The sequence below is a fragment of the Aeromonas veronii genome, from assembly GCF_040215105.1.
Lineage (GTDB): Bacteria > Pseudomonadota > Gammaproteobacteria > Enterobacterales > Aeromonadaceae > Aeromonas > Aeromonas veronii_G.
The window spans coordinates 3,305,197-3,330,481 of the sequence record NZ_CP157875.1 but is presented as its reverse complement, the minus strand read 5'-3'; the positions used below and the strand labels follow the sequence as shown (position 1 = coordinate 3,330,481).

The following is a 25,285-nucleotide window of genomic DNA, read 5'->3' as shown; positions in this document are numbered from 1 at the left end:
GGCCCTCCCCGCTAGATGGGGTCACTGGCACTGCTTTTCAATAAAGGGATTGGTATTGCCCTGCAGCTTGCCGATGCGGCGGTTGCGCTCGCACTCCCAGCGATCCGCCGGGTACTGCCTGTCCCAGGCTTCGAACAGTTTACGCTGCTGCGCCGCCAGACGCAGCCCGTACTGCTCCCCCATGTAGAGGTAGGCGCGAGCGATCTGGCCGCGCACTGGCCCCTTGGGCGGCTGCACCTGGCGGGTCTTGAAGTCCACCAGCATCTGGCACTTGCCGTACTGGTTCGGCTTGCCGTTCCAGTCGGAGAAGCCGTAGTTGGCTCTGTCGCCGTTCACCTCGCCGATGGCGGGGAAGAGGTTGTGCATGTCGCCCTCCATCCTGTTGAACTCATCGCTCTTGCCGCAGTTCTTGCGCCCGCCGTCCTGCCAGCACTGCAACTGATGACCGAACTCCCAGGCGGGCACCACGTGCTCCCACTCGATGCGGGCGGCGCGATTGGCCTGCTTGCGGGGCAGGTAGCCACAGCTCTCCCAGTCCGGCGCCATCTTCTTGCCGTTGAACTTGATGTTGCAACCGCAATAGAAGGTGCTGGGATGGCTCTGGTAGAGCTTGACGAGATCCTGCTTGGCGGCGCGGAAGGTCTGGGCTTCCTGGGCCTGGAGCGGGGCGCTGATCAGCAGGGTGAGACCGAGGGAGAGCAGGGGCAGATGAAAAGCAAGCTGGGGGCGAGACATGGGGATCCTTGAAAATGAAACGATGAAGCGACGCCGGGCACCCTATCACAGAGATGCGCCACGGGTTGACTCAATCCGTACCCGGTTGATGCATCAGCGGCTGGCGACAGCGGCGGCAGTGGTAACGGGCCTCCCCGCGCATCACCTTGTTGTGACGGCGAATGGAGAGCTGATGCTGCTGGCAGGCGCAGGCATAGGGCTGGGTATTCTGGTTCAGCACCGTGAGATCGAAGTTGTGGGTGGTTCTGGGTTCGAGGTTGAACACCTCCCGCATCACCGACTGCCACTGGCGGCCGTGGGGCAGCACCCGGCTCTTTCCGCGCCCCTCTCCCCAGAGGGCATAGACCAGCAGATGCGCCACCTCGTGGGGCACCACCTCGTCCATGAAGGCCTGCTGGTTGGCCTGATAGAGGGCGGGGTTGAAGCGCAGCTCCCAGGTCTGCAGCCGCGCCGACCCCGCCGCCCGGCCCCGCATATTGCAGTGGATGCGCGGGCGAGGAAAGGCACGGCCGAGGCGTGCCTCGGCCTGCGTGAAGCAGGCGTCGACCCGCTCGGCGAGCAGGGCATCGGGGGAGGGGAGGGCCGTCATGGGCAATCCTGTCGGTCGGCGGATAAGCAAAAGGGGAGCCAGGCTCCCCTTTTATCACAGGCTCATGCCTTGGGACATTACAGACCGGCGACGTCGCGCAGCAGGGCGGCCTTGTCGGTCTTCTCCCAAGGGAACTCGTCGCGGCCGAAGTGGCCATAGGCGGCGGTTGCCTGGTAGATGGGACGCTTGAGATCCAGCATCTCGATGAGGCCGTAGGGGCGCAGCTCGAAGTGCTCGCGTACCAGTTTCACCAGCAGCTCCTCGGCGACCTTGCCGGTGCCGAAGGTCTCGACGCTGATGGAGGTCGGCTCGGCCACGCCGATGGCGTAGGAGACCTGCACTTCACATCGATCCGCGAGGCCGGCGGCGACGATGTTCTTGGCCACGTAGCGGGCGGCGTAGGCGGCGGAGCGGTCAACCTTGGAGGGGTCTTTGCCGGAGAAGGCGCCACCACCGTGACGGGCCATGCCGCCGTAGGTATCGACGATGATCTTGCGACCGGTCAGACCGCAGTCACCCATGGGGCCGCCGATGACGAAGCGGCCGGTCGGGTTGATGAAGAACTTGGTGTCCTTGGTGATCCACTCGGTCGGCAGCACCGGCTTGATGATCTCTTCGCGCACCGCTTCCACCAGATCGGTGTGGCTGATGGAGTCGCAATGCTGGGTGGAGAGTACCACGGCATCCACACCCAGGATCTTGCCTGCGTCGTCGTAGGCGAAGGTCAGCTGGCTCTTGGCATCCGGACGCAGCCACGGCAGGGTGCCGTTCTTGCGTACTTCGGCCTGGCGCTTGACCAGCAGGTGGGAGTAGGTGATGGGGGCGGGCATCAGCACGTCGGTTTCGTTGGTGGCGTAACCGAACATCAGGCCCTGGTCACCGGCGCCCTGCTCGTACGGATCGGTACGGTCAACACCCTGGTTGATGTCCGGGGACTGTTTGCCGATGGCGTTCAGCACGGCGCAGGAGTCGGCGTCGAAGCCCATGTCGGAGTGGGTGTAACCAATCTCGCGCACGGTGTCGCGCACGATCTGCTCGATGTCGACCCAGGCAGAGGTGGTCACTTCACCGGCCACCATCACCATGCCGGTCTTGACCAGGGTCTCACAGGCGACGCGCGCCTTGGTGTCCTGTACCAGGATGGCGTCCAGGACCGCATCGGAGATCTGGTCGGCGATTTTATCGGGATGGCCTTCGGAGACCGACTCGGAAGTAAACAGCTTTGCCATGTTTGGTTCTCAATCGTATGGGGTTATCGCCGCGGCCATAACCGGAAAATGACAGGTAATCTGTAGAGGTATCTACATCTGGACGTCTATTTTAATTAGCCCCATGGGTGATTGCCAGCACTATTTTGGTTTGGCGCCGCCCGAGTCGGCATCTACCCCATTCGGGGGGAGGGGAGGGCCGAATTGAATCGTTTTCCTGGCCAAGAAAAGCGATTGTGCTCCCAAAGCGGCTTTATTCGCCCAGATAACATTTGCACGCCGCGCGCCCTGCTGGGACAATAACGCGCCTTATTCTTGGCCATCAAATGAAGCAATCGCAGGAGATACAGATGCCTTCTCGTAAAGAGCTTGCCAATGCCATTCGTGCATTGAGTATGGATGCCGTTCAAAAAGCCAACTCCGGTCACCCGGGCGCCCCCATGGGAATGGCAGACATCGCCGAAGTGCTGTGGCGCGGCCACCTCAAGCACAACCCGAACAACCCCAAGTGGGCCGATCGCGACCGTTTCATTCTCTCCAACGGCCACGGTTCCATGCTGCTGTACTCCCTGCTGCACCTCTCCGGTTACGATCTCTCCATCGATGACCTGAAGAACTTCCGTCAACTGCACTCTCGCACCCCGGGTCACCCGGAGTACGGTTATGCGCCTGGCATCGAAACCACCACTGGCCCGCTGGGTCAGGGCATCACCAATGCCGTGGGCATGGCGATCGCCGAGAAGGCCATGGCCGAGCAGTTCAACCAGCCGGGTCACGACATCGTCGACCACTACACCTACGCCTTCATGGGCGACGGCTGCCTGATGGAAGGCATCTCCCACGAGGCATGCTCCCTGGCCGGCACCCTGCAGCTCGGCAAGCTCATCGCCTTCTGGGATGACAACGGCATCTCCATCGACGGTCACGTCGAAGGCTGGTTCACCGATGACACCCCCAAGCGCTTCGAAGCCTATGGCTGGCACGTCATCCCGGCCGTGGACGGTCACAGCCCGGAAGCCATCAATGCCGCCATCGAGGCCGCCAAGGCCGAGACCGGCAAGCCGACCCTGATCTGCTGCCGCACCATCATCGGTTACGGTTCTCCGAACAAGTCCGGCTCCCACGATTGCCACGGTTCACCGCTCGGCAACGACGAGATCGCCGCCGCCCGTGCCTTCCTGAAGTGGGATCACGCGCCGTTCGTCATCCCGTCTGACATCGCCGCCGAGTGGAATGCCCAGGAGAAGGGCACCAAGCTGGAAGCCGACTGGGCTGCCAAGTTTGCCGCCTATGAAGCCGCGCACCCGACCCTGGCTGCCGAGTTCAAGCGTCGTACCACTGGCGAGCTGCCGGCCAACTGGGCCGCAGAATCCGCCAAGATCATCGAAGCCCTGCAAGCCAACCCGGCCAAGATCGCTACCCGTAAGGCCTCCCAGAATGCCCTGGAAGCCTTCGGCAAACTGCTGCCCGAGTTCATGGGCGGCTCCGCGGATCTGGCGCCGTCCAACCTGACCATGTGGTCCGGTTCCAAGTCCCTGACCAATGACGACGCCTCCGGCAACTACATCCACTACGGTGTGCGCGAGTTCGGCATGTCCGCCATCATGAACGGCATCGCCCTGCACGGTGGCTTCATTCCTTACGGCGCGACCTTCCTGATGTTCATGGAATACGCTCGCAACGCCCTGCGCATGGCCGCCCTGATGAAGCAGCGCGCCATCTTCGTTTACACCCACGACTCCATCGGTCTGGGTGAAGATGGCCCGACTCACCAGCCGGTCGAGCAGATCGCCTCCCTGCGTCTGACCCCGAACATGAGCACCTGGCGTCCCTGTGACCAGGTGGAGTCCGCAGTAGCCTGGAAGCACGCCATCGAGCGCACCGACGGCCCGACTTCCCTGATCTTCTCCCGCCAGAACCTGGCCCAGATGGACCGTACCGCCCAGCAGCTGGCCGACGTCGCCAAGGGGGGTTATGTGCTGAAGGATTGTGCCGGTACCCCGGAAATCATCCTGATCGCCACCGGTTCCGAAGTGGAGCTGGCCGTGGCGGCCTACGTTGAGCTGACCGCCAAGGGTCGTGCCGTGCGCGTGGTCTCCCTGCCGGCCACCGACGTGTTCGATGCCCAGTCCGCCGAGTACAAGGAATCCGTGCTGCCGTCCTCCGTGACCAAGCGCGTCGCCATCGAAGCGGGCATCGCCGACTACTGGTACAAGTACGTGGGCCTGAACGGCAAGATCATCGGCATGCACACCTTCGGTGAGTCCGCACCGGCCGAGCTCTTGTTCAAGGAATTCGGCTTTACCGTGGAAAACGTGGTTGCGACCGCAGAGTCCCTGTAACAGCCCCTGTAATCGCTGAACATTGGGCCGCCTGGGCCCAATAGCCAGAACGATAAAACGCCCTCCATCGCAAGATGGGGGGCGTTTTTTATGATGCTAAAAGAAAGTACTGCGAGATATTTAGTGAAATAAAGAAACATCAGATAGTGTGACCGAGATCTTTATTAAATGAATACATATGAGTACTATGTATTTCCACTTTCCCCTGGTTCAGCTTAATGATGAATGGACAATTTCATTCCTGATACTCTAGTGATTAGCGAGCATTTAAGTGAGTGTGAATTTTTATAAAGCGCTTCTTAAATGAACGTTTAGTCGAAAGGGAAAATCGTTTTCTCTAGGAGAAGAGACTTGCATGTCACAATATAAACCCAATCATATATCACTTAAAGTGCGCCTAATATGTCTATTTATAATGTTGGTGTGCATAGCGTACGGTATTGCTGAGTTGGCTAATGGGTATACATACATCCCAGCTAAAAGAGGTGGGTTCTTTATATCTGGGATCCCAACATTAATTATCGCAATAGCGTCATTCTTGTTCTGCATTGTTGCAGCATTAACTATCATAGACCACTATGATAAAAGAAATAATGAAAAAGTTTACTCAATGAGTAAAGGGGCTATATTCCAAACTGCATTATACATGTTCCTGGGGGCACCAGTTGTTGGGATATTAGAGACGGTATTATTAAGGAATGGGATAGATATATTTCCTAAGTTTCATGGTTTTGCTGAGACCTTTTCATACCACAAGCCAGGTATGCAGGAATTGCTTATATATGTAACCCCTATTTCAGATAATGCTCTTTATATTATAGGTGGGGCGTGCTGCTTAGTATTAATCAGCGAGCCCCTCGAAAAATATCATGAAGGGAAATATAAATCGCTGTGTCCTATATTGGGCGGTATTGCGATGATAGGGTTTGGAGTCTTCGTTCTATCTATATCATTGGAGGAGTTACTGTTAGGGCAGGCTGGTGTTGGAAAAGGTCATGCTTATGCTGTTACAGCTATGGATGACCCTGCGAAATTCAATGCGGTCTTACTCACCGGGTTCATAGTCGGAGGGATGTTATTCTTTTTTGGCTGCATTGGTCTCATGGGCTCCTTGATTAAAAAAATGAGGATGTCTCGGCGTAACAAGAGTCAACCCAATGACCCACTCTTTAGATAGCGCAATAAAAAAGACCGGCATATAGCCGGTCTTTTTATTATTTAGGATATGTCTTACACCTGCGGCGGAGTACTTTCCGCATTGGACATCACGGCGTCCATCTGCACCAGGGCGCCGGCGGGCAGCTCGCTCACGCCGATCACGGTGCGGGCGGGGTGATAGCCCGGGAAGTATTGGCTATAGATGGCGTTGACCGCGTCCAGATCCTCGATGTTCTTCAGCTGGATATTGACCTTGACGATATCGTCCATCACATGGCCGATGCTCTCCACAATCGCCTTGATATGGCCGAGACACTGGGCGGTCTGCTCACGAACGCAGCCGGTCAGCACCTTGCCGGTGGCCATATCCAGCGGCAGCTGGCCCGCGATATGGTTGTAGTGGGAGAAGGCGACGGTCTGGGTGTGCATTGCGCTGCGCGGGGCCTTGTCGGTGTTGCGGGCGCGGATCACCAGGTTGTGTCTGTCTTCCACCAGCTGCGGCGGGGTGCCGTCACCGTGGGAGATGACCGCATCCATCTGCACCAGGGCGCCCATGGGCAGGGCGGAGGCGGCTATCACCGAGCGGGCCGGCAGGTAGGCGACGGCGCGGGCGATGGCGGAGTCCGGGAAGAAGGTGCGGTAGACCTCGTCGACGGCGTCGATATCCGCAAGGTTTTGCAGATAGACGGTGACCTTGACGATGTCATCGAACGGCACATCGATGCCTTCAAGCACGGCCTTGATATGGGCCAGGCACTGGGCGGCCTGCGCCTTGATGCCACCCTCGACCAACTTGCCCGATGCCATGTCGATGGGCAGTTGTGCGCCGATATTGTTGTAGTGGGAGAAGGCGACGGTCTGGGTCGAAAGCGGATCCTGCGGCACCTTGTCGCTGTTGCGGGCGAGTTTGACCAGGGGGCAGGGATCTTGCGGGAAGGTGCCTTCCCCGTTGGAGATGATGGCATCCATCTGCACCAGGGCGTTCATCGGCAGGGCGGCCACGGCGAGCACGGTGCGGGTCGGCACATAGCTTGGGAAGAATTCCGCATACACGGCATTGACCGCGTCCAGATCGGCGATCTCCTTGAGGAAGACGGTGACTTTCACCGTGTCATCCATCACATGGCCGATGCTCTCGACGATGGCCTTGATATTGGTGAGGCACTGTCTGGCCTGATCCCTGATATCACCACCGATCATCTTGCCGGTTTGGGGATCGACGGGCAGCTGGGCCGAAATATTGTTGTAGTGGGAGAAGGCCACGGTCTGGGTGTAGGGGCCCAGTTGCTGGGGAGCGTGTTCGGTATTTCTTGCCGCCTTGATAATGATGCCACTCATAGGATGTTCCTCTTCTAAATATTCATTATTGAGATAGGTAGGATCCTGACCAGGGATTGCCGGACGGCGGCCATCCTGGGTCGCCCAATATATTGGCGAGCCCGTTTCGATGAACAACCATCAACGACAACCTTTCCTCGGTTATTGCGGCAATCCACCAGGCAGAGGGATTGGATAAGAGAGGGTTGGTTTGGATTATTTCAGACGGGTGGATTCTAGGAGTGCGTCTGGCCGCGATGCAAACCGGGATCTCAATTCTATGAGATGGCTCAACGCTCTGAAATATCGCCAGATTGCGCATTGATGCACGATAAAAGAGGGTGAAACTCTCCTGAACTAGCATGTTCGACGATGCAGGCCCGCAGGGATTGGGGTTTCATGCTGTCTTGGTGGCCGGTTTCTGTGAATAACAGGTTAAAAATATTCATGCCCTTGCAGATAATAGAATATATGGTGCATGACTATGCATTTCAGCCATCTGACGGGGGCTATCTCGGCGAGGAGAAATATGCTAGCCAGTCACGGCGCCGCCGTTATCACGTCATGCCCTGAAATAGGATTCACCGCTTCTGCATGAGATATTGATGGATGGCGCGCCAATGCCCGATATTCATCGCCCAATATGGAATATATTTTCCGGCCCGCTGGCCGGATATGACCACGAGATACGAATGCCGGCGATACATGTCCGGGGTTGTCACTTTTCGGCAAGAGGGCAACTGGATCTGGCGTCTGCCATGGCGTATCAATAGAGGCTGCTCCGGTGTGGCTGACATCGGCCACCCGAGTGTTTGCCATCCCCTTGTCAAGGAGTTCATTTCATGGAAATCGTCATCGACAGGCTCGACGGCCCCGAGATCGCCGCTTTTTTGCAGGCCCATCTGGATGACATGCGCGCCGTCTCGCCGCCAGAGAGCAAGCATGCGCTGGATCTCGACGGGCTCAGGGCGCCGGCCATCACCTTCTGGTCCGCCTATGACGAGCAGACCCTGGTAGGCTGCGGCGCCATCAAGGAGCTTGACGCCGACGGCGGGGAGATCAAATCCATGCGGGTGCACGGCGCAGCCAGGGGCAGGGGAGTGGGTTCGGCCATCTTGCAGCACCTGATTGCCATCGCGCGGGGCAGGGGCTATCGCACGCTGAAGCTGGAAACCGGCGCCATGGCCTTCTTCACCCCGGCCCATGGCCTCTATCGCAAGCACGGCTTTGTGGACTGCGAGCCCTTCGGGGATTACCAGCCAGATCCCAACAGCCTGTTTATGGCATTAACCATCGAACAGTGACGGTGATGCACGCCATGTCGTCTGCCATGGTGATAAAAGGCAGTGTTTATCGCTGATTGGGTTAAAAAAATTGATATGAACCGCTCCCTCCTCTATGGCCTCGTCTGGTGGTCGGTGTTGTTGCCCACCGCCCTGATGAGCCCCATTTTCCTGCTGATGGGGTTGGCGGCCCTAGTTGGCATGGGCCGCGAGGGGGGAACCACCTCCCTGCTGCTGGGCGCCGCCTTGCTGCTCGGTTGCCTCGGTCTGTTGACGCTCTCCCGTCTTGACCGCCACTTTCGGCTGGGGGCGCCGCTGGGCCATCTCCATTGGTCGCTGGCAGGGCTGTTGGCCGGCACGATAGCCTCGCTATCCCTGCTGTGGCTGCTGCCGGGGCAGTGGCTCTCCCTCTGGCCCCTGCTCGCGGTGGCCTATTTCCTCGCTCGCCTGCTGAGGCGCTGACGCCGATCCAGGGTGGCATCCGGGCGTGGCTCCCTTCATCTGATCAGCCCGTGTGGGGCCAACGGATCCGCTCACAGGACGCGGTCGACAGGCCATCCAGTTCACACTTTTTGACTAAAAAGTTAATAAGTGACTCAAATGGGAGGGGGGTCGCTTTTTGAACTTGTTATTAATCATAATATTAGCTGTGCCGCTAGCACCCCCGACGAGGCGACTGGACGCACAGGTAGAGACTCTCCAGCAGCGGCGCCCGTGATCATCATGAGCTGACTGTGGAGGATTTATGCTGGGTTATATATTGGGTGATATGTACTGTCGAACCTGTACCCTCAGGCCGCCCCCCCGTCTTGGCAAACATTTCCCCCTGGCGCCGGATTACCAGCTGCGTGGCCGTGCCGGTGCCGCCATCATGACCATGGAGACCCTGCTCGATACCCCCTATCCCCAGAAGAAGTACAGATCCCTGGTCTATGGCGCCTTTATCGAGCGTCAGCGCCGTCTGTTTGCCGAACATGTGGTCATCGCCCAGATGGAGGGCAGCCAGGATCTGGAGGTCGCCATCGATCTCTCCTTCATCAGCACGGCGGTGCCCATCGGCCTGCTCGCCATCTCGGAGGAGATTGCCCTGCTGACGACCCCGCGTCCCACCAAAACCCATCCTCACCACGATGTGCTGTGCCAGGTGCTCGACTGCACCGCCATGCTGATGTTCTATGCCAAGGTCATTCGCCAGCGCAACGCCGTGCTGGAGAACATCGGCCACCAGTTTGGCTTTGGACCCGAGCCCGAGCTGGTGGCCCGGGTCGGCAACGGGGGGGAAGAGGACTACGTGGATTTCATGGTCAACATCATGACCTGCATCGCCCACTCGGGCTCCCTCAAAGACGCGCTGGAGAACGGCATCAAGATGGGGCTGCGCGAGCCCGCCTTCTTCTGCATCGTCGGCGCCCTGGCCAGCACCCTCTGGGGGGTGCCCAAGCCCTGGGCCTATCAGGTGTCCCTGTTTATCCAGCGCCATCATCCCCATTATCTGCAGATCCTGCAGCGGGGTGAGGCCAGGGTCGGCCGCACCGAGATCAACCTGGTGCCCCCGAAGCCCCCGCTCTGCGCGCCGGTCAAGCGCCAGGTGAGCCGCTTCCTGAGGTGGGCCTTCTAGGGGAGGCCCTCATACGGAGAGTGGCTGTTCTGGGCCATATAGGGGGGACTCTATGAGGTGCTTGCTCCCTGCGGTTGCAACGCCGGGGCCGCTCGCTTGTCCAGCAGGCTGGAGATGATGGCGAGCACCAAGGCTCCCATCGACAGGGCCCCCCCCGCCCAGTTGGGCGCAGTGAAGCCAAGACCGAATGCGATCACCATGCCACCCAGCCAGGCTCCCAGTGCATTGCCCAGGTTGAACAATCCGATATTGACGGCAGAAGCCAGGGTCGGGGCGCCTGCGGCCTTGGCCTTGTCCATCACCAGCTTTTGGATAGGAGAGACGGTGGCAAAGCCAAAGGCCGCCATCAGGAAGATACAGATGATGGATGCGATCTGACTGGTTGCAACAAAATGGAAAACGAAGAGCACGATGGCCTGGGCCAGCAAGGTGGCATAGAGCATCGGCATCAGCGCACGATCGGCATATCGTCCACCCAACCAGTTGCCCACGAAGAGACCAAAGCCAAATACCATCAGCAGCTAGGTCAGGGCCTCTTCCGAGAAACCGGCAGTCTCGGTCATCATCGGCGCTATATAGGTGATCGAGGTGAAGAAGGCGGCAGGTCCGAGAATGGTGATACCCATGGCCAGCAAGACCTTGGCGTTGCCAAAGGCGGCGAATTCATGAGTGATGCTCCGGGCTTCTGGCTTGGGTGTACCAGGGATCAGTGCCAGAACGGCGATGAAGGTTATCACCCCGATTGCGGTGATGGTGTAGAAGGTTACCTGCCATGAGAACAGTTGACTAAGCCAGGTGCCTGCAGGAACCCCTACCAGATTCGCGACCGTCAAGCCCGAGAACATGAAGGCTATTGCCCTTACGCGTTTTTCTTTCGGCACCATTTCTGAGGCAAGCACCGAACCTATCCCGAAGAATGCCCCATGGGTCAAGGAGGTAATGAGGCGCCCGATGATGGCGACCTGAAAGGTGGGGGCTATGGCCGTGACCAGGTTGCCAATGACGAAGAGCAGGGCCAGGAAGGCCAGCATGTTCTTCTTTGACGTTCTTCTCCCGGCGATAATGAGCAAGGGGGCCCCAACAAAGACCCCCAGGGCGTAGCTGGTCGCCAGATTGGCGGCAACAGGAATGGTGACGTCAAAGTCGACCGCGATGGCGGGCAGCAAACCGGCAATGACGAATTCAGTGGTACCAATACCGAAGGCTCCGACGACGAGGGCCCAAAGTGCGAGAGGCATAAACTTTCCTATGGCTAAAAATGTCTGAGTGGCGCATGTTATGGTTAATTTAATTAGGAAATAAATCTGAAATGCCTAACAAAAATGAAGAAACGAACGCCATTAAGCAGATAAGGCACTTGCCTGCGAAATTGGATGAGGTGGACCGAAAGTTATTAGGCCTGCTGTCGGTGGACAGCGCTCGCAGTTATGTCGATCTGGGTGAAGAGCTGCATTTGTCTGCGCCGGCCGTCCATGACAGGGTCAAGCGTCTGAAACGGGATGGCGTCATCAAAGCAACAGTAGCGAAGATCGACGGATGCAAGGTTGGGCGAACCCTCCTGGCCTTTGTGCTGGTCAACACCAAGAACGTGGTCAGTACCAAGCGGCTGCTGAGCCTGGGGAGCCTGCCCGAAATTGAAGAGATGCACACGGTCGCTGGCGATAGTGGAGTGATGCTCAAGGTGCGGGTGCGTGAAACCGAGGGGCTGGAAGAACTGCTGGGCAAGATCCAGGACATCGAGGGTGTTGATGGCACCCGAAGCTACATCGTCTTGTCCACCTTTGTGGAGCGTGGCCCGGACGCCTCCCTGTAGTGCTCTGGTCCAGTTTGCTGAGCTCAGGCCGCGATGCGGCCTCTATGGAGGCCCCCACCCGCAGTGTCACTGGCATGAATGGGTCTGCTCCATCTGGCGCCAGGCATACAAACAAGCCCGATCAGGTGCACCTGATCGGGCTTGCTCTATTCGAAGAGATGGGATTCGGTGACTCGTCTCAGGCGGGATAGAGGGCGCCCAATACAGTGGGACGGCTGGCGCCGGTGACCGCGGGCAGATTGCCCGGCTCGCGGTGAATGAAGCGCTTTGCCAGCCAGGCGAAGGCGGCTCCTTCCACCCAGTCGGGGGCGAGCCCGAGCGTTGTCGTGCTGGCAATGCGCCACTGGGGCAGGAGCGCGGCGAGTTCGGCCAGCAGCGGGTCGTTGTGGGCGCCGCCGCCGCAGACGAAGAGCTCGGCCTGACCATGTGCCTTGTCCAGCGCAGGCAACTGGTGAGCGACGCTGTGGCTGGTCAATGCCTGCAGGGTGCGCTGCACATCGGCAGGGGCATGGTTCTGACCCGCCAGCGTGCCGTCCAGCCACTCGAGGGTGAACATCTCCCGCCCCGTGCTCTTGGGCCAGGGGGCGGCGAAGTAGGGGTGGCTCAGCAACTGCGCGAGCAAGGTCGGGAGCAGGGTACCGCTGGCGCCCCATTGGCCGCCTGCGTCGTAGTCGCCACCTTGGGGGTGATGGCGGCGATACCAACCATCGAGCAGGGTGTTGGCGGGGCCGGTATCGAAGCCGTAGACCCCAGCGCCGTCAGCTGCGCCCGGCAGTACCGAGATATTGGCGATGCCGCCGAGGTTCAGCACCACCCGCTGGGCCCCCGGACTGGCGAAGAGCGCCTGATGGAAGGCGGGCACCAGGGGCGCGCCCTGGCCGCCGAGGGCCATGTCGGCGGTGCGAAAATCACTGATGACGTCGATGTCGGTGAGGGCCGCCAACAGGGCCGCGTTGCCGATTTGCAGGGTAAAGCCGAGCTGGGGGCGATGGCGGATGGTCTGGCCGTGGGAGCCGATGGCGCGAATGTCGGCGGGGCTGAGCCCGGCCTTGGTGAGCAGCGCCTGGGTGGCAGCGGCAAACTCCCGCGCCACTAGGTTGTCCGCCACTCCCATGCGATCGATCTCCTGCTCACCCGGAGTACAGAGGGCATGCAGCTCGCGGGCGGTGTCGGCGGGCCAGGGGTGGCAGAGGGCCGACTCGACTCGCAGCCTGTCGCCATTCGCTTCGATCAGCACCGCATCGATGCCATCCAGGCTGGTGCCCGACATCAATCCGATATAACGCTCACTCATTCCACGCTCCTTGGCCCGCCATCAGGGCTAGATGTCGTCATTGTCCTGCTTGTGCTGCGCCAGCTGCAGCTCGCCACCGTCGAGTTTGGCGAGCTGGGGCCGACTCTCGGCCTTGAAGTTGGCCAGTGCCCGGCCGCTGAGGGTCTCTGCCTGAGGCAGGGTCAGGGTACGGGGATTCTTGTGCACGCCCCCCACCACGAATTCATAGTGCAGGTGCGGGCCCGTGACCCGACCGGTGCCGCCCAGAAGACCGATGGTCTGTCCCTGCTTGACCCGCTGGCCCTTGTTCACCGTGCGCTTGGAGAGGTGCAGGTACTTGGTCACATAGTTGCCGGCGTGCTTGATGAAGACATAGTTGCCGTTGAACTGGTTGTAACCGGCCGCCACCACGCTGCCGCTGCCCGCCGCCATGATGGGGGTGCCCACCGGCGCCACATAGTCGATGCCATTGTGGGGGCGTACCTTGCCGGTGACCGGATGCAGGCGACGCGGATTGAAGTTGGAGCTGATGTATTTGAAGTTGACCGGCGCGCGCAGGAAGCTCTTGCGCATCGCCTTGCCTTCCGGGGTGTAGTAGTTGCCATCCTCGTTCAAGATGGCGCGGTAGATGGCCCCCTGGTTGATGAACTCGGCGGCCAGGATATCACCGGAGGCGACCCGCTCGTCATCTTGATACTTGTCCTGATAGACCACCCGAAAGCTGTCCCCCGGCTGCAAGTCCTGGGCGAAGTCGATGTCCCAGCCGAAGATGGCGGCGAGATCCATGATCTGATCCTCGGTCATGCCGGCTTCGGCGGCGGCGCCCCAGAAGCTGGAGCGGATTTCGCCGCTGGCTATCTGCTCGCGGGTGTCGAGTTCGAGTTTGACCGGCCTTGCCACGAAACCTTCGGCCTTGCGGCTCACCTTGAGGGCTTGCTCCAGGCTGTGGGGGTAATAGAGGCTGTGCAGCTCGCCGCTGCGGGTGAGCTTGAAGGTGAGTTCCTGACCCGGTTGCAGCATGCGCAGGGTGTTGGCCTCATCGAGCTGATCGATGAGATGCAGATCCGTGGTGCTCAGGCCGAGGCGCTGGAAGATCACCCCCATGTTGTCACCCCGGCGCACCTTGACCTGGCGGGTGACATAGCTCGGCTTGGGGGGCTGCAGTGCCAATGCCTGGGGCTGGGCTTCCCCCTCGCTGAGGGCTGCGGTGTCGAGGGCGGGCGCCTCATCGACCCGGGTCGCCACCGCCTGTTCGCTTGGCCAGGCTGCCAGCATCATCACCATGATGCTCAGGATCAGCACCATCTTGCGGTGCCAGGTAGGAAGAGAGTTGAAGGCGTTCCAAATAATCATCGAGGCAGCAGGTCGAGAGGAGAAAGAGTGGCAGATTTTACAGCCTTTCCAATTGGCCCGCCATTCCAGTAATATGTCTGGCCCTGTGGAATCGTGATTGGAGAGTCAAAAAATGTCCCAGCTCGAGGTGGCGCTAGCCGAGATCAAGCGCGGAGCGGAAGAAATTCTGGTGGAAGAAGAACTGGTCGCCAAGTTGAAGGAAGGGCGTCCGCTGCGCATCAAGCTGGGGATGGATCCGACGGCTCCCGACATTCACCTCGGCCACACCGTGATCCTCAACAAGTTGAAGACCTTCCAGGATCTGGGGCACGAGATCATCCTGCTGATCGGCGACTTCACCGCCATGGTGGGGGACCCTTCTGGCAAGAACGCCACCCGTCCGCCGCTCTCCGAAGAGGCCATCAAGCATAACGCCCTCACCTATGCGGAGCAGGCGTTCAAGATCCTGGATCCCGCCAAGACCCGCATCGAGTACAACTCCACCTGGCTGAGCGAGCTCGGCGCGACCGGCATGATCAAGCTGGCGGCCAAGCAGACCGTGGCCCGCATGATGGAGCGCGACGACTTCAAGAAGCGCTATTCCGGCGGCCAGTCCATCGCCATTCACGAATTCCTCTACCCGCTGCTGCAAGGCTATGACTCGGTCGCGCTGAAAGCGGACGTGGAGCTCGGCGGTACCGATCAGAAGTTCAACCTGCTGATGGGCCGCGAGCTGCAAAAAGACGCCGGCATGGCCACCCAGTGCGTGCTGATGATGCCGCTGCTGGTGGGCCTGGACGGCGTCAAGAAGATGTCCAAGTCCGCCGCCAACTACATCGGCGTGCACGATGCCCCGGGTGAGATGTTCGGCAAGATCATGTCCATCACCGACGATCTGATGTGGAACTACTACGAGCTGCTCTCCTTCCGCCCGCTCACCGAGATCGACGGTTTCAAAGCCGGCATTGCCGCCGGTACCCTGAACCCGCGCGACGTGAAGATCTGGCTGGCCAAGGAGATCATCACCCGCTATCACGACGCCGCGGCGGCCGAAGCGGCCCACGAAGACTTCACCCAGCGCTTCTCCAAGAACGCTATCCCGGACGAGATGCCGGAGGTCGAGCTGGCCCTGGAAGGGGAAGGCCTGCCCATCGCCAACCTGCTCAAAGAGGCCGGTCTGGTGGAGACCACCTCGGAGGCGCTGCGCATGATCAAGCAGGGCGCGGTTAAAGTTGACGGCGACAAGCTGGACGATGGCAAGGCGCTGATCGGTGCTGGCACCGCCGTCTATCAGGTCGGCAAGCGCAAGTTTGCCCGAGTCACCGTCAAGTAAGAGCGACCCTGCTGATAAAAAAGGCCTCCATCCGGAGGCCTTTTTGTTGGCTGATGATCGCTTGGGATCAGCCCTCTTTTTTCAGGAAGTTGCGATAGAGCATGTAGAGGTGGGCCGAGCTCCAGCTGAAGTTGCTGGCACCCTGCATGGCGCCGGTTTCCGGGTTGTAGTTCTCGCGGATGGGGCCGCTGCCCGCCAGCCCCTCGGCATTGGCAAACAGCTTGTTGACCAGCGCCTGGGCATCGCTGCGATAGCCGTAGTTCTCCAGCCCCTTCACCCCGAAGTAGAACTGATCCAGCCAGACCCGGCCACGCCAGTAGATGTTGGGGTCATAGGCCGGGTTGGTCAGCGCCGCCGTGCCGAGCGGCACCTTGGTGTTGAACTCGCCGCTGCTCAGCATCACTTCGCGCACCCGCGTCGCTTTTTCTTTATCCGCCACCTCGGCCCAGAGCGGGCTCCAGCCTTCCGGGCCACGGCCGCGGGCAGTCAGCAGCTTGCCGACGCAGCCGTTGGCGTCCGCCACGTCCCCTTGATGGATCTGGCGATCGTAATAGAAGCCGGAGGCCTCATCGAACAGGCAGGTATTGATGTAACCGGCGAGCTGGGTGGCGCCTTCGCGGTAGCGGCTCGCCTCGTCCGGCTTGCCGAGCAGGTCCGCCATGTCCGCCAGGATGCGCTTCTCCTTGGCGAGGAAGGCGTTGAGCTCCACCGACTCCTGATCGATGGAGAAGCCGATGAGGCTGCCGTCATCCTCGTGGTTCTCGAAAAAGGCGACGTTCCAGTCCTGGCGAGCCTTGGCCAGATCCCCGCCATAGGTCTTGTCGGCGTAGCGCTGCAACTGATCTTGCTCGATGAAGCCGAAGCGGGCAGCGTTGTCCATGCCGGATTCCCAGCCGGCCCCGTGCTGGGCGCCGATGTCCATGTCGCTGTAACCGCCGACGCTCAATACCTGCTGGTAGAGCGGCATGCCGGCGCAGGCGTACCAGCCATCTCCCTCGGCAGTGCAGCTCGACAGGTCAATCCCGGCTGGCACGCTGGTGTACTGCACCTTGAAGGTGATATTGCCGAACTCGTCGTTGTGCTCGACGTGGCGGGTGGCGCCGTATTCGATGATGCCGTTGTGGTTGTTGTCCCGCGCCCGATACCACCAGTCGTGGTAGGCCTGGATCTTCGGGTACATCTCGGCGATGAAGGCCTTGTCCTGGGTCGCGCTGTAAACCTCCCAGATGGCCCAGGCGGAGAGGGGCGGCTTGGTGTCCCGCTCGTTCCAGTTGCCGCCGTCACCGCCCCGATCGGCGAGCTTGTTGTAGAAGACGGCGTCGATCACCATGCCGGCGTCCTGGGGACGTACCGGATCATCGGGCTGAATTTGGTAGTCATACATAGCCCGCACGTTGTTCTTGGCCACCTCAGGGTTGAAGTGGGCCATGGCGTAGACCTGTTTCCAGCTGTCCCAGGCCCAGATGCCGTCAAACCAGCGGGCGGTGTTGGACGGCGTCACCCCGTCGTGCAGGATGGCCCCGGCCGAGGAGCGCCAGTTGCCGTTGAGGGTCTCCATCGCCTTGACCGCGATGCGACGCTCGGACTCACTGATCCCCTGATTGGAGAGGCCGCGCGCCAGATACCCTTCCCAGCGGTGGATGGAGTCGTCGAAATAGCGGGTGGGGTTGGCTAGCAGGGCCTGGCGGCTCTGCTCGAAGCGGCTTGCCTCATCGCTCGAGTGCACATAGCTCTGCAGGGTGAAGAGATCCTGCTGGCCCTTGGCGGCCAGGGTGAGGCTGGCCTCGCTCACATAGCCAAGTGCCTTCTCATCCAGGGTGGTGCGGGTCGGCAGGGTGCGATCGATGCGATAACGGGCGCTGCCGCTTTGCATCATGTTCCAGGTGCTGCGCAGCTCGCCGAACTGGAACTCGACCCCCTGTTCGTTCTGGCTGATGGTGCGAGTCCAGTCCGGGTACTGCTCGGCCACCGTTTTCTTGGCATCCCACTGCTGGAGCAGTTCACCCTGCCAGCTGAGGTTGAGGGTCAGCGGCGCGTCCTGGTTGTTGATGAGGCGGGTGCGAACCAGCGCCGTGCGGGCATCGCCGTAGCGCAGCTCCAGCTCCAGGGTGAAGGGTTCGAACTCGAAGCGCTGGATGAGTGCTCCCGGGATGGCGTGGATGTCGTGCTTGCTGGCGGCGGTGAGCGGATATTGGCGGCCGTCCTCATCGCTCAAGGTCAGCTTGTCCAATTCGCTTGCGAAGAACAGGCTGTACTCCTCGGCGATCACCATGGGGCCGGTGAAGCCGCCCCATTCGTTTTCGCTGGCGGGCAGCAGGAAGCCGTGCCAGGCCCCCAGATCCAGCAGCGGGTTGTACTTGAGATTGGCGTAGCTGTCGAAGTCGCGGAACTGGAGCGGGGTGCCGCTGCGGTCGATCACATCCTGATACTGGCTGGCCAGGGTCGGGGTGGCTGTGGTCGGGGCACTGGAATCATTGCCGTTGCAGGCGGTGAGGCCAAACAGGGCGACGCCGAGGGCGATGGAAAGTAAACTTTTACGAAACATCGAAGCACTCCAATTACGTTTTTGTAGGTTAAAGAAGGTGTTTTTTTATCTTATTTTTAGTGAAATCGTTTGCGCTGGTCATTTTAGGGCAAAGAGTCGGGAAGTTTTGGCGCTGCGTCACACTTCTCAAGCGGGACTGTGTGAGGTGGATCACCTGGTTACATGCTGTTACAGAATAGTTATTTTAGTAACTGTTTTACTCTCGGCGTGTAGCCAAGAGAGGATGAGCAGGCCGACATGGGTAGGGAGAGGGGCAAAACGGCAGGGTGAAGCGGGGGTGAGGGGAAAGCGGAAAACGTCCCGGAGAGGGACTGAAGCCATAAAAAAAACCGGCCTCGAGGAGGCCGGCTTTGATATCTTGCTGCGAGACGATCGTGCTGCTTAGCGCAGGATCATCTGATCGCGACCCGGGCCTACGGAGACCATGGGCACAGGAACACCCAGCAGAGCTTCGATACGCAGCACATAGTGCTGGGCTGCCTTGGGCAGGTCTTCGAACTTGCGGATGTGGGAGATGTCTTCGCTCCAGGCTTCCATGGACTCGTACACCGGCTTGAGACCGGCAGTCTGTGGCCAGATCGGGTTCTCGGTGTGGGCACCTTCGTAGGCGACGCAGATCTTCAGATCCGGCATGCCGGAGAGGCAGTCCAGCTTGGTCAGGGCGATCTCGTTGGCCGCCTGGATCTCCAGACCCTGCTTGGTGGCGACCGCATCGAAGTAGCCGATGTCACGGGGACGGCCGGTGGTGGCGCCGAACTCGTTGGCAAACTTGCGGAACTCTTCCTGATTCTCCATGGCGGTGATCAGGGTGCCGGTACCGACCGAGGTGCTGAACGCCTTGGCCACGGCGATGACGCGCTCGGGGCGCAGGGCCGGCAGACCGCCACCGATACCGGCGTAGGCGCCGGAAACGTGGGAGGAGGTCACCCAGGGGTATTCGCCGTAGATGAGGTCACGGCCGGCGCCCAGCTGGGCTTCGAACAGCAGGGTGCCGTTCTGGGCCTGGATCGCCTTGAGCGGCTCGCTGACGTTGCAGATGGCATCGCGCCAGGAGGCGGACACTTCCAGCAGCCAGTCGGCCATCTCCTGGGCGGTCTGCTTGAACTCGAAGCTCGGGTAGAGGGCTTTGAGCTGCGGCAGTTTCCAGTCGAGGAAGAACTGGATGCGCTCGACCAGTACGTCCGGCTGTTTCAGCCAGCCGACCAGAATCGCCTTTTTCATGACCCGATCACCGTAAGCCGGGGCAATGCCCTGACGGGTGGAGCCATAGGCACCGTCACCCAGACGTACTTCTTCCAAAGTGTCTTCCAGGGCGTGGATCGGCAGGCAGAAGGTGGCTCTGTCGGAGATGGCGAGCTTGGGAGTCACGCCGGCGGCCTTCACTTCGGCCAGTTCCTTGGTGAGGGGCTCGGGGCTGATGACCATGCCAGGGCCGAGGACAACCAGGCAATCCGGGTTGAAGACGCCGCTCGGCAGCTGGTGCAGCTTGAAGGTGCCGAGATCGTTGACCACGGTGTGGCCGGCGTTGTTGCCGCCCTGGAAGCGGATGCTGGCGGCGGATTCACCGGCCAGATAATCGACGATGCGGCCCTTGCCTTCATCACCCCAGTTAGCACCTACGACTACGATAGACGACATGACTCATTCTCCTAAGACGTTAGGCGTTCATCCTAGGAGGCCGGGGTGGATTAGAAAAATTAATTATCTTTATAGTTCCAATAAGGAAGGCATATAATCCAGGTCACTTTATCGGCAATGCCCGTCAGGACGCACCTCGTGCGTCAACGGCAAACGAGAGCGACCCATGCTGGATATCCACTGGTTGAATACCTTCGTCACCCTGGCCCGTCTGCAGCACTTCGGCCAGACCGCCACCGAATTGCACATGACCCAGCCCAATGTCAGCCTGCACCTCAAGAACCTGGAGCAGGCGACCCGGGTCAAGCTCATCGAGCGCAGCCCCTTTCGCCTCACCCAGGCGGGGGAGCGATTGCTGCAAAGCGCCGAGCGCGCCATCAACGAGTTGCAGCTCTGCCAGTCCGATCTCAATGCCCTGAACCAGCACAGCCAGGGCACCCTGGCCATCGCCGCCAGCGACATTCTGTCACGGCTCTTGCTGATCCAGCCGTTCCAGCGCTTCAAGCAGACCTTCCCGGGCATCGATCTCACCCTGTTCAACACCACCTCGGATCAGGCTGCCGAGCTGGTCAAGACGGGGCGGGCGGATCTTGGCTTCGTGATGGCGCAAAAGCGCAGCGAGCCGCTGTCCTATACCGAGCTGCAACAGGTGACCTGGTGCGCCCTGGGGGACGGGCTGGCACGCTGGCAGGCCCGTAGCCAGGCCGGTGAGAGCGATCCGCAGGACGAACCCACCCTCATCTTGCTGGGCCACGACACCCGTACCCGGGCGCTGATCGACCCTTCCCTGCCCCTGCTGGGGCTGCCGAGTTGCCGCATCATGGAGGTGGGCAGCGTGGATGCCCAGCTCGACTGGGCGGAGGCGGGCTTCGGGGTGGCCATAGTGCCGGACTTCTCCCTCCACCCGCGCCTCAAGCTGAGCGCCCCCGTCACCCGGCTGACCGACTTCCCCGGCACCAGCCTGGGGTATGTGGTGCGCCAGAATCAGGTGCTCTCCCGGGCCATCAAGCAACTGTTGCACTGGGTCGAAGAGGCAATTCAGGGACCAGCGCTGGGGCCGTCTCCCCGGGAGTGAGACCGGGAGGGCAGGGCGTCGTCATGAAAAAGGCCACCTGAGGGTGGCCTTCGCGTCTTATTTGTCTGCTCACTGGGCGGGGGTTGCCGGCGCCGGGCTGGTGGTGACGGCGCCACTGGCAGGGGCGTCAAGTGCGGGGGGCTGAGCCGGGGAGGCGGGCTCGGCAGATGAGGGAGCCGGCGCGGTTGCTTGCTCTGTCCCCTCGGTCGCAGGGGGAGCAGTCAGGCCACCATCGGCCAGGGGGGCACCCTGGCTCACGGCGGCCCCTTCCAGCACCTTGGCGGCATCCGGATCTGTGCCTGTCGCCCCCGATACCGTGGGCAGGGTGGCACCACCGGCTTGCTCATGGGCGATGGCGGGCGACCCTTCCGGTGAGGGAGTCTGGGCTTCACCAGTGGTCGCCGTGTCCGATGGGGCCAGGGACTCGGGAGCCAGGGTCGGGGTCGACGGGGCATCCTGCATGCCCGGGTGGAGCGGGATGATGGCCCCCGCCTGCATGGATTCCGGCGTCAGGGTGGTCAGGGCCGGGTGCAAGCGGGTGAACTGCTGCAATTGATTGCTGAGCACGTCTCGTACCGTGCGCACCGTCTCGTCGGGGAGGCTGGCCTCGGCCACCAGTTCGGCGGTCACGGTGAAGGTGCTGACGCTGCCCATCTGCCCCGGATAGAGGTTGGCACCGATGCGGCCACGCTGGTAATAGGGATGCTGCTTGAGCAGGTTGTCTATCTGTTCCCCTTCGATGGGAATGAGGCGAGCCTTGCAGCGCCCGGTCAGATCCCCTATCCCCTGATTGGGGTGGCCGGCGACCAGCAGGGCGGCATCCAGGGTGCCGTTGCACAGCCCTTCCAGCCTGTTGCCCGGCGCGGCGGCGGGGGGCGGCGCGAAGCTGCTCTCCTGCCAGCCCATGGCTTCCAGCAGTGCCTGGCTGGTGACCCTGTCCCCGGAGTCGGGGGCCCCCAGATCGACCCGTTTGCCCTCGATATCGGCCAGGGTGTTGATGTTGCTGGTGGCACTGGCCAGCAGGGTCAGGGGCTCCTGATGCAGCCGGAACAGGCTGCGCAGGGTCTCGTCAGGTGCCTTGCCCGCGAAGGGGCCTGTGCTGTGCACCGCGTGATAGAGCACATCCGACTGCACCAGCGCGAGCTGGACCTCTCCCTTGGCCAGGGCGGCCAGATTGGCCAGGGAGCCCGAGGTGCTCTGCACGCTGCAATGGACCCCGTGGGTGGCGCTGTCGGCATTGAGCAGGCGACAGATGGCACCTCCCGTGGGGTAGTAGACCCCATTGAGCGTCCCTGTGCCTATGGTGAGATAGGCGGGGGAGGCGGCGAGCGGCAATGCCAGCATGGCCGCCAGCCAGGGCAGGGCGAGTCGGGGCAGTGTCAGGAGTCGGCGCGGGAGTCGTGGGTGCATAGGAAACCGGATCAATGGCGGATAACAAGGGATGAGCCCAGCCCATCCCGTCATGAGTCACACCTTATCTATACCAGATATGGGGAAAAATGGCTTTCGCCATGGAGGTCGGGCGCCGGTATCGGCGCCTGTCCCATCAGCGGTTGTGTCGGAGTATGGCTTTTTCCATGCGGGCCAGCGCCTCGACGAGGGTCGCCCGGGTGCAACCAAAGTTGAGGCGCACGAAATGACTGTCCCCGAACTGGGTACCCGGTGAGAGGCCGACACCTGCCTGCTCGAAGAAGGCGATGGGATCATCCAGACCGAGGCCGCTCACGTCGAGCCAGGCGAGGTAGGTCGCCTGATGGCGAGCCAAGGTGACGCCGGGCCAGCGGGCCACAGCCTCTTCTATCAACGCCAGATTGGCCCTCAGATAGTCGAGTTGTTCCACGAGCCAGGGCTCTCCCCCCTCGTAGGCCGCCTCCGCCGCCACGAATCCCAGCAAGTTGACGTCGGCACTGATGCCGCGCATGGCCTGTTGCAGCTTGAGCCGCAGCCTGGCATTCGGGATCACCGCGAAGGAGCAGCAGAGCCCGGCGATATTGAAGGTCTTGCTCGGCGCCATCATGACGGCACTGCGTTCGGCAGCCTGCGGGCTGAGGGCGCCATAGGGAATGTGGCGAGCACTCTTGTCCAGCAGCAGATCGCAGTGGATCTCGTCCGAACAGATCACCAGGCTGTGGCGTTCGGCGATGACATCGATGGCCAGCAGCTCCTCACGGGTGAAGACGGTTCCCCCCGGATTGTGGGGGTTGCAGAGCAGCAGCAGGTCTGCGCTCGGGGCCTGGCGCTCCAGTTCCTCCAGATCCAGCACCCAGCGGCCGGCCTCTTCCACCATGGGGACGGTGAGCAGGGGGCGATCGTTGAAGCCGGGGGCCTGCAGGAAGGGGTAATAGACGGGCTTGGGGGTGATGATGCCACGGCCGTGCTGGCTCCAGGCCTTGCAGGCCAGGTTCAGGCCCGGCACCACGCCCGGCAGGAAGACGATCCATTCGGACTCGATGGTCCAATCATAGCGAGTCTGCAGTCGATCCTGGATGAGTTCAATCAGACGGGGAGAGGGCCGAGAGTAGCCGAAGATACCGTGCGCAACCCGCTGGGTGAGTGCCTCGATGACGGCGGGGGGAGAGGCGAAGTCGGTATCGGCCACCCACATGGGCAAGACATCCTGGGTTTTGTATTTGTCCCATTTCGCGCTCATGGTGTGGCGGCGATCTATCTCCCGATCAAAATCAAACATGTGAAATCCTTGTGCTGGCCAATGGGCTTTCAATGTACGGGCTCGGGCCCGGCCTCGCAAGCCTTGAGATGCCTGTTGATAATGGCATAAGATAGCTGCCGTTATTCTATGCTCCCGCCGTTCTCTGGCGACGTTTTCTCTTCCATATCAATGGTATCTCTCATGCGTTTGCTGACAGCTGTCCGCCAGAGGCCGGATCCCGTCTCCCTCTCTTTCCTGGCGGTAACCTTCATAACCGGGGTCGCGGTGGCCCTGCAGGTGCCCACTTTGAGTCTGTTTCTCGCCGAGGAGGTGCAGGTACGCCCCTTCCTGGTGGGGCTCTTCTATACGATCAACGCCGTCATCGGCATTCTCATCAGCCAGTGGCTCGGTCATCGATCCGACAACAAGGGAGATCGCAAGCAGCTGATCCTGCGTTGCTGCTTCGCTGGCATCGTGCTCTCCCTGTTGTTCGCCTGGAACCGGCAATACTGGCTGCTGGTGAGCCTGGGGGTAGTGCTGGCGAGCCTGACGGCCACCGCCAGCCCGCAGCTGTTCGCCCTGGCGCGGGAGTATGCGGACAGCCGCAACAAGCGGGCCGACATGTTCAGCTCCGTGCTGCGAGCCCAGTTCTCCCTGGCCTGGGTCATCGGCCCGCCGGCGGCCTTCGCGCTGGCCATCGGTTATGGCTTCGAGGTGATGTACCTGGCCTCTGCCTTTGCCTACCTGCTCTGCGCCTTCGTGGTCTGGCGCTGGCTGCCCTCCCTGCCGCTCCCCAAGCCGGGAGGAGAGCAGGAGCGAGTCAGCAGCTGGCGAATGCCTTCGGTGAGGGCGCTCTTCATCGCCTCCACCCTGATGTGGACCTGCAACAGCATGTATCTCATCAACATGCCCCTCTACATCACCCGCGAACTGGGGCTGGAGGAGAAACTGGCGGGCATCCTGATGGGGACGGCAGCGGCGCTGGAGATCCCCTTCATGCTGCTGGCGGGCTACTACACCCGCCGTTTTGGCAAGCGCCCCATGATGCTGGTGGCGGTGTTGGCGGGGGTGGGCTTCTACGTGGGGCTGGTGACGTTGTCGAGCCAGACGGCGCTGATCGCCCTGCAACTGCTCAACGCCATCTTCATCGGCATCGTGGCCGGGATCGGCATGTCCTATTTCCAGGATCTGATGCCGGGCCGGGCCGGGGTGGCGACCACCCTGTTTGCCAACAGCATCCGCACCGGATCCATCATGGCGGGAGCCATCGCCGGGACTGTGGCGGAGATCTGGAGTTTCCACGGGGTCTTCATGGTGGCCACGGCCCTGGCACTGGCGGCACTGGCCGCCTGCTGGCGGGTGCCGAACGTCTAAGG

The 25,285-nt window shown here is 61.1% G+C and carries 21 protein-coding genes; 9 read left to right on the top strand and 12 right to left on the bottom strand.

All coding sequences use genetic code 11. From position 1 onward, the window contains the following. Nucleotides 1-21: 21 nt before the first annotated feature. From ABNP46_RS15280 to metK, 3 genes are all read right to left on the bottom strand, one after another. Nucleotides 22-735, bottom strand: a complete 714-nt coding sequence (locus ABNP46_RS15280) for an endonuclease (RefSeq protein ID WP_349918937.1) — start codon at nucleotides 733-735, stop codon at nucleotides 22-24. A gap of 70 nt (nucleotides 736-805) precedes the next feature. Beyond that, on the bottom strand, nucleotides 806-1,324 hold the full coding sequence (locus tag ABNP46_RS15275; RefSeq protein ID WP_349918936.1) for a SprT family zinc-dependent metalloprotease: 519 nt from the start codon (nucleotides 1,322-1,324) through the stop codon (nucleotides 806-808). A gap of 77 nt (nucleotides 1,325-1,401) precedes the next feature. After that, nucleotides 1,402-2,553: a methionine adenosyltransferase gene (gene metK / locus ABNP46_RS15270; RefSeq protein WP_349918934.1), complete on the bottom strand. Its 1,152-nt coding sequence runs from the start codon at nucleotides 2,551-2,553 to the stop codon at nucleotides 1,402-1,404. Between the two features lie 329 nt (nucleotides 2,554-2,882). Here metK and tkt point away from each other — a divergent pair, with 329 nt between their 5' ends. Beyond that, a complete protein-coding gene (gene tkt / locus ABNP46_RS15265) occupies nucleotides 2,883-4,874 on the top strand; it encodes a transketolase (protein WP_349918932.1) in 1,992 nt (663 codons plus the stop codon). A gap of 355 nt (nucleotides 4,875-5,229) precedes the next feature. Next, complete coding sequence (locus tag ABNP46_RS15260) at nucleotides 5,230-6,051, top strand: hypothetical protein (RefSeq protein ID WP_349918930.1); 822 nt, start codon at nucleotides 5,230-5,232, stop codon at nucleotides 6,049-6,051. Nucleotides 6,052-6,104: 53 nt separating this feature from the next. On the opposite strand, the gene ABNP46_RS15255 is transcribed toward ABNP46_RS15260, so the two are convergent. After that, nucleotides 6,105-7,370 carry a RidA family protein gene (locus tag ABNP46_RS15255; RefSeq protein ID WP_349918928.1) on the bottom strand — a complete coding sequence of 422 codons (1,266 nt, stop codon included), beginning with the start codon at nucleotides 7,368-7,370 and terminating at the stop codon, nucleotides 6,105-6,107. 821 nt (nucleotides 7,371-8,191) lie between these two features. On the opposite strand from ABNP46_RS15255, the gene ABNP46_RS15250 reads away from it, so the two are divergent. The 3 genes from ABNP46_RS15250 to ABNP46_RS15240 all read left to right on the top strand — a co-directional run bounded on the left by ABNP46_RS15250 (nucleotide 8,192) and on the right by ABNP46_RS15240 (nucleotide 10,250). Then, a complete protein-coding gene (locus tag ABNP46_RS15250; protein ID WP_349918927.1) occupies nucleotides 8,192-8,653 on the top strand; it encodes a GNAT family N-acetyltransferase in 462 nt (153 codons plus the stop codon). A 75-nt stretch (nucleotides 8,654-8,728) separates the two neighbouring features. Next, nucleotides 8,729-9,094: a hypothetical protein gene (locus tag ABNP46_RS15245; protein WP_349918925.1), complete on the top strand. Its 366-nt coding sequence runs from the start codon at nucleotides 8,729-8,731 to the stop codon at nucleotides 9,092-9,094. A gap of 283 nt (nucleotides 9,095-9,377) precedes the next feature. Next, on the top strand, nucleotides 9,378-10,250 hold the full coding sequence (locus ABNP46_RS15240) for a hypothetical protein (RefSeq protein WP_349918923.1): 873 nt from the start codon (nucleotides 9,378-9,380) through the stop codon (nucleotides 10,248-10,250). Between the two features lie 50 nt (nucleotides 10,251-10,300). Here ABNP46_RS15240 and ABNP46_RS15235 read toward each other — a convergent pair whose 3' ends face one another. Further along, entirely contained in the window at nucleotides 10,301-10,699 is a 399-nt protein-coding gene (locus ABNP46_RS15235; RefSeq protein ID WP_349918922.1) for a hypothetical protein, read from the bottom strand. Nucleotides 10,700-10,771: 72 nt separating this feature from the next. Then, a complete protein-coding gene (locus ABNP46_RS15230; protein WP_349918921.1) occupies nucleotides 10,772-11,488 on the bottom strand; it encodes an MFS transporter in 717 nt (238 codons plus the stop codon). A 71-nt stretch (nucleotides 11,489-11,559) separates the two neighbouring features. Here ABNP46_RS15230 and ABNP46_RS15225 point away from each other — a divergent pair, with 71 nt between their 5' ends. Then, nucleotides 11,560-12,063, top strand: coding sequence for an Lrp/AsnC family transcriptional regulator (locus ABNP46_RS15225; protein WP_349918919.1), 504 nt, complete (start codon nucleotides 11,560-11,562; stop codon nucleotides 12,061-12,063). A gap of 178 nt (nucleotides 12,064-12,241) precedes the next feature. On the opposite strand, the gene ABNP46_RS15220 is transcribed toward ABNP46_RS15225, so the two are convergent. Together ABNP46_RS15220 and ABNP46_RS15215 are read right to left on the bottom strand one after the other, a co-directional pair. Beyond that, entirely contained in the window at nucleotides 12,242-13,357 is a 1,116-nt protein-coding gene (locus ABNP46_RS15220) for an anhydro-N-acetylmuramic acid kinase (protein ID WP_349918918.1), read from the bottom strand. Nucleotides 13,358-13,384: 27 nt separating this feature from the next. Further along, nucleotides 13,385-14,689 carry a peptidoglycan DD-metalloendopeptidase family protein gene (locus tag ABNP46_RS15215; RefSeq protein WP_349918917.1) on the bottom strand — a complete coding sequence of 435 codons (1,305 nt, stop codon included), beginning with the start codon at nucleotides 14,687-14,689 and terminating at the stop codon, nucleotides 13,385-13,387. Nucleotides 14,690-14,801: 112 nt separating this feature from the next. Here ABNP46_RS15215 and tyrS point away from each other — a divergent pair, with 112 nt between their 5' ends. Continuing rightward, nucleotides 14,802-16,001 (top strand): tyrosine--tRNA ligase, encoded by a 1,200-nt coding sequence (tyrS, locus tag ABNP46_RS15210; protein ID WP_349918915.1) that lies wholly within the window; start codon nucleotides 14,802-14,804, stop codon nucleotides 15,999-16,001. A gap of 67 nt (nucleotides 16,002-16,068) precedes the next feature. On the opposite strand, the gene ygjK is transcribed toward tyrS, so the two are convergent. Both ygjK and ABNP46_RS15200 read right to left on the bottom strand, forming a co-directional pair. Further along, a complete protein-coding gene (gene ygjK, locus ABNP46_RS15205; protein WP_349918913.1) occupies nucleotides 16,069-18,546 on the bottom strand; it encodes an alpha-glucosidase in 2,478 nt (825 codons plus the stop codon). 381 nt (nucleotides 18,547-18,927) lie between these two features. Further along, nucleotides 18,928-20,184: an adenylosuccinate synthetase gene (locus ABNP46_RS15200; RefSeq protein WP_349918911.1), complete on the bottom strand. Its 1,257-nt coding sequence runs from the start codon at nucleotides 20,182-20,184 to the stop codon at nucleotides 18,928-18,930. A gap of 166 nt (nucleotides 20,185-20,350) precedes the next feature. Here ABNP46_RS15200 and ABNP46_RS15195 point away from each other — a divergent pair, with 166 nt between their 5' ends. Then, entirely contained in the window at nucleotides 20,351-21,259 is a 909-nt protein-coding gene (locus ABNP46_RS15195; protein ID WP_349918909.1) for a LysR family transcriptional regulator, read from the top strand. A 69-nt stretch (nucleotides 21,260-21,328) separates the two neighbouring features. On the opposite strand, the gene ABNP46_RS15190 is transcribed toward ABNP46_RS15195, so the two are convergent. After that, the gene (locus ABNP46_RS15190) at nucleotides 21,329-22,669 is read right to left on the bottom strand and encodes a TAXI family TRAP transporter solute-binding subunit (RefSeq protein WP_349918907.1); all 1,341 of its coding nucleotides are present in this window, start codon (nucleotides 22,667-22,669) and stop codon (nucleotides 21,329-21,331) included. A gap of 136 nt (nucleotides 22,670-22,805) precedes the next feature. Then, on the bottom strand, nucleotides 22,806-23,948 hold the full coding sequence (locus ABNP46_RS15185) for a MalY/PatB family protein (RefSeq protein ID WP_349918905.1): 1,143 nt from the start codon (nucleotides 23,946-23,948) through the stop codon (nucleotides 22,806-22,808). A gap of 162 nt (nucleotides 23,949-24,110) precedes the next feature. Between ABNP46_RS15185 and ABNP46_RS15180 the strand changes: the two genes are divergently transcribed. Next, nucleotides 24,111-25,283, top strand: coding sequence for an MFS transporter (locus ABNP46_RS15180; protein WP_349918904.1), 1,173 nt, complete (start codon nucleotides 24,111-24,113; stop codon nucleotides 25,281-25,283). Nucleotides 25,284-25,285 lie beyond the last annotated feature (2 nt).

What these genes read in the sequence shown, in the direction of transcription:
- ABNP46_RS15280 (WP_349918937.1), bottom strand. Translation starts at nt 735, where the DNA reads ATGTCTCGCCCCCAGCTTGCTTTTCATCTGCCCCTGCTCTCCCTCGGT.
- ABNP46_RS15275 (WP_349918936.1), bottom strand. Translation starts at nt 1,324, where the DNA reads ATGACGGCCCTCCCCTCCCCCGATGCCCTGCTCGCCGAGCGGGTCGAC.
- metK (WP_349918934.1), bottom strand. Translation starts at nt 2,553, where the DNA reads ATGGCAAAGCTGTTTACTTCCGAGTCGGTCTCCGAAGGCCATCCCGAT.
- tkt (WP_349918932.1), top strand. Translation starts at nt 2,883, where the DNA reads ATGCCTTCTCGTAAAGAGCTTGCCAATGCCATTCGTGCATTGAGTATG.
- ABNP46_RS15260 (WP_349918930.1), top strand. Translation starts at nt 5,230, where the DNA reads ATGTCACAATATAAACCCAATCATATATCACTTAAAGTGCGCCTAATA.
- ABNP46_RS15255 (WP_349918928.1), bottom strand. Translation starts at nt 7,370, where the DNA reads ATGAGTGGCATCATTATCAAGGCGGCAAGAAATACCGAACACGCTCCC.
- ABNP46_RS15250 (WP_349918927.1), top strand. Translation starts at nt 8,192, where the DNA reads ATGGAAATCGTCATCGACAGGCTCGACGGCCCCGAGATCGCCGCTTTT.
- ABNP46_RS15245 (WP_349918925.1), top strand. Translation starts at nt 8,729, where the DNA reads ATGAACCGCTCCCTCCTCTATGGCCTCGTCTGGTGGTCGGTGTTGTTG.
- ABNP46_RS15240 (WP_349918923.1), top strand. Translation starts at nt 9,378, where the DNA reads ATGCTGGGTTATATATTGGGTGATATGTACTGTCGAACCTGTACCCTC.
- ABNP46_RS15235 (WP_349918922.1), bottom strand. Translation starts at nt 10,699, where the DNA reads ATGCCGATGCTCTATGCCACCTTGCTGGCCCAGGCCATCGTGCTCTTC.
- ABNP46_RS15230 (WP_349918921.1), bottom strand. Translation starts at nt 11,488, where the DNA reads ATGCCTCTCGCACTTTGGGCCCTCGTCGTCGGAGCCTTCGGTATTGGT.
- ABNP46_RS15225 (WP_349918919.1), top strand. Translation starts at nt 11,560, where the DNA reads ATGCCTAACAAAAATGAAGAAACGAACGCCATTAAGCAGATAAGGCAC.
- ABNP46_RS15220 (WP_349918918.1), bottom strand. Translation starts at nt 13,357, where the DNA reads ATGAGTGAGCGTTATATCGGATTGATGTCGGGCACCAGCCTGGATGGC.
- ABNP46_RS15215 (WP_349918917.1), bottom strand. Translation starts at nt 14,689, where the DNA reads ATGATTATTTGGAACGCCTTCAACTCTCTTCCTACCTGGCACCGCAAG.
- tyrS (WP_349918915.1), top strand. Translation starts at nt 14,802, where the DNA reads ATGTCCCAGCTCGAGGTGGCGCTAGCCGAGATCAAGCGCGGAGCGGAA.
- ygjK (WP_349918913.1), bottom strand. Translation starts at nt 18,546, where the DNA reads ATGTTTCGTAAAAGTTTACTTTCCATCGCCCTCGGCGTCGCCCTGTTT.
- ABNP46_RS15200 (WP_349918911.1), bottom strand. Translation starts at nt 20,184, where the DNA reads ATGTCGTCTATCGTAGTCGTAGGTGCTAACTGGGGTGATGAAGGCAAG.
- ABNP46_RS15195 (WP_349918909.1), top strand. Translation starts at nt 20,351, where the DNA reads ATGCTGGATATCCACTGGTTGAATACCTTCGTCACCCTGGCCCGTCTG.
- ABNP46_RS15190 (WP_349918907.1), bottom strand. Translation starts at nt 22,669, where the DNA reads ATGCACCCACGACTCCCGCGCCGACTCCTGACACTGCCCCGACTCGCC.
- ABNP46_RS15185 (WP_349918905.1), bottom strand. Translation starts at nt 23,948, where the DNA reads ATGTTTGATTTTGATCGGGAGATAGATCGCCGCCACACCATGAGCGCG.
- ABNP46_RS15180 (WP_349918904.1), top strand. Translation starts at nt 24,111, where the DNA reads ATGCGTTTGCTGACAGCTGTCCGCCAGAGGCCGGATCCCGTCTCCCTC.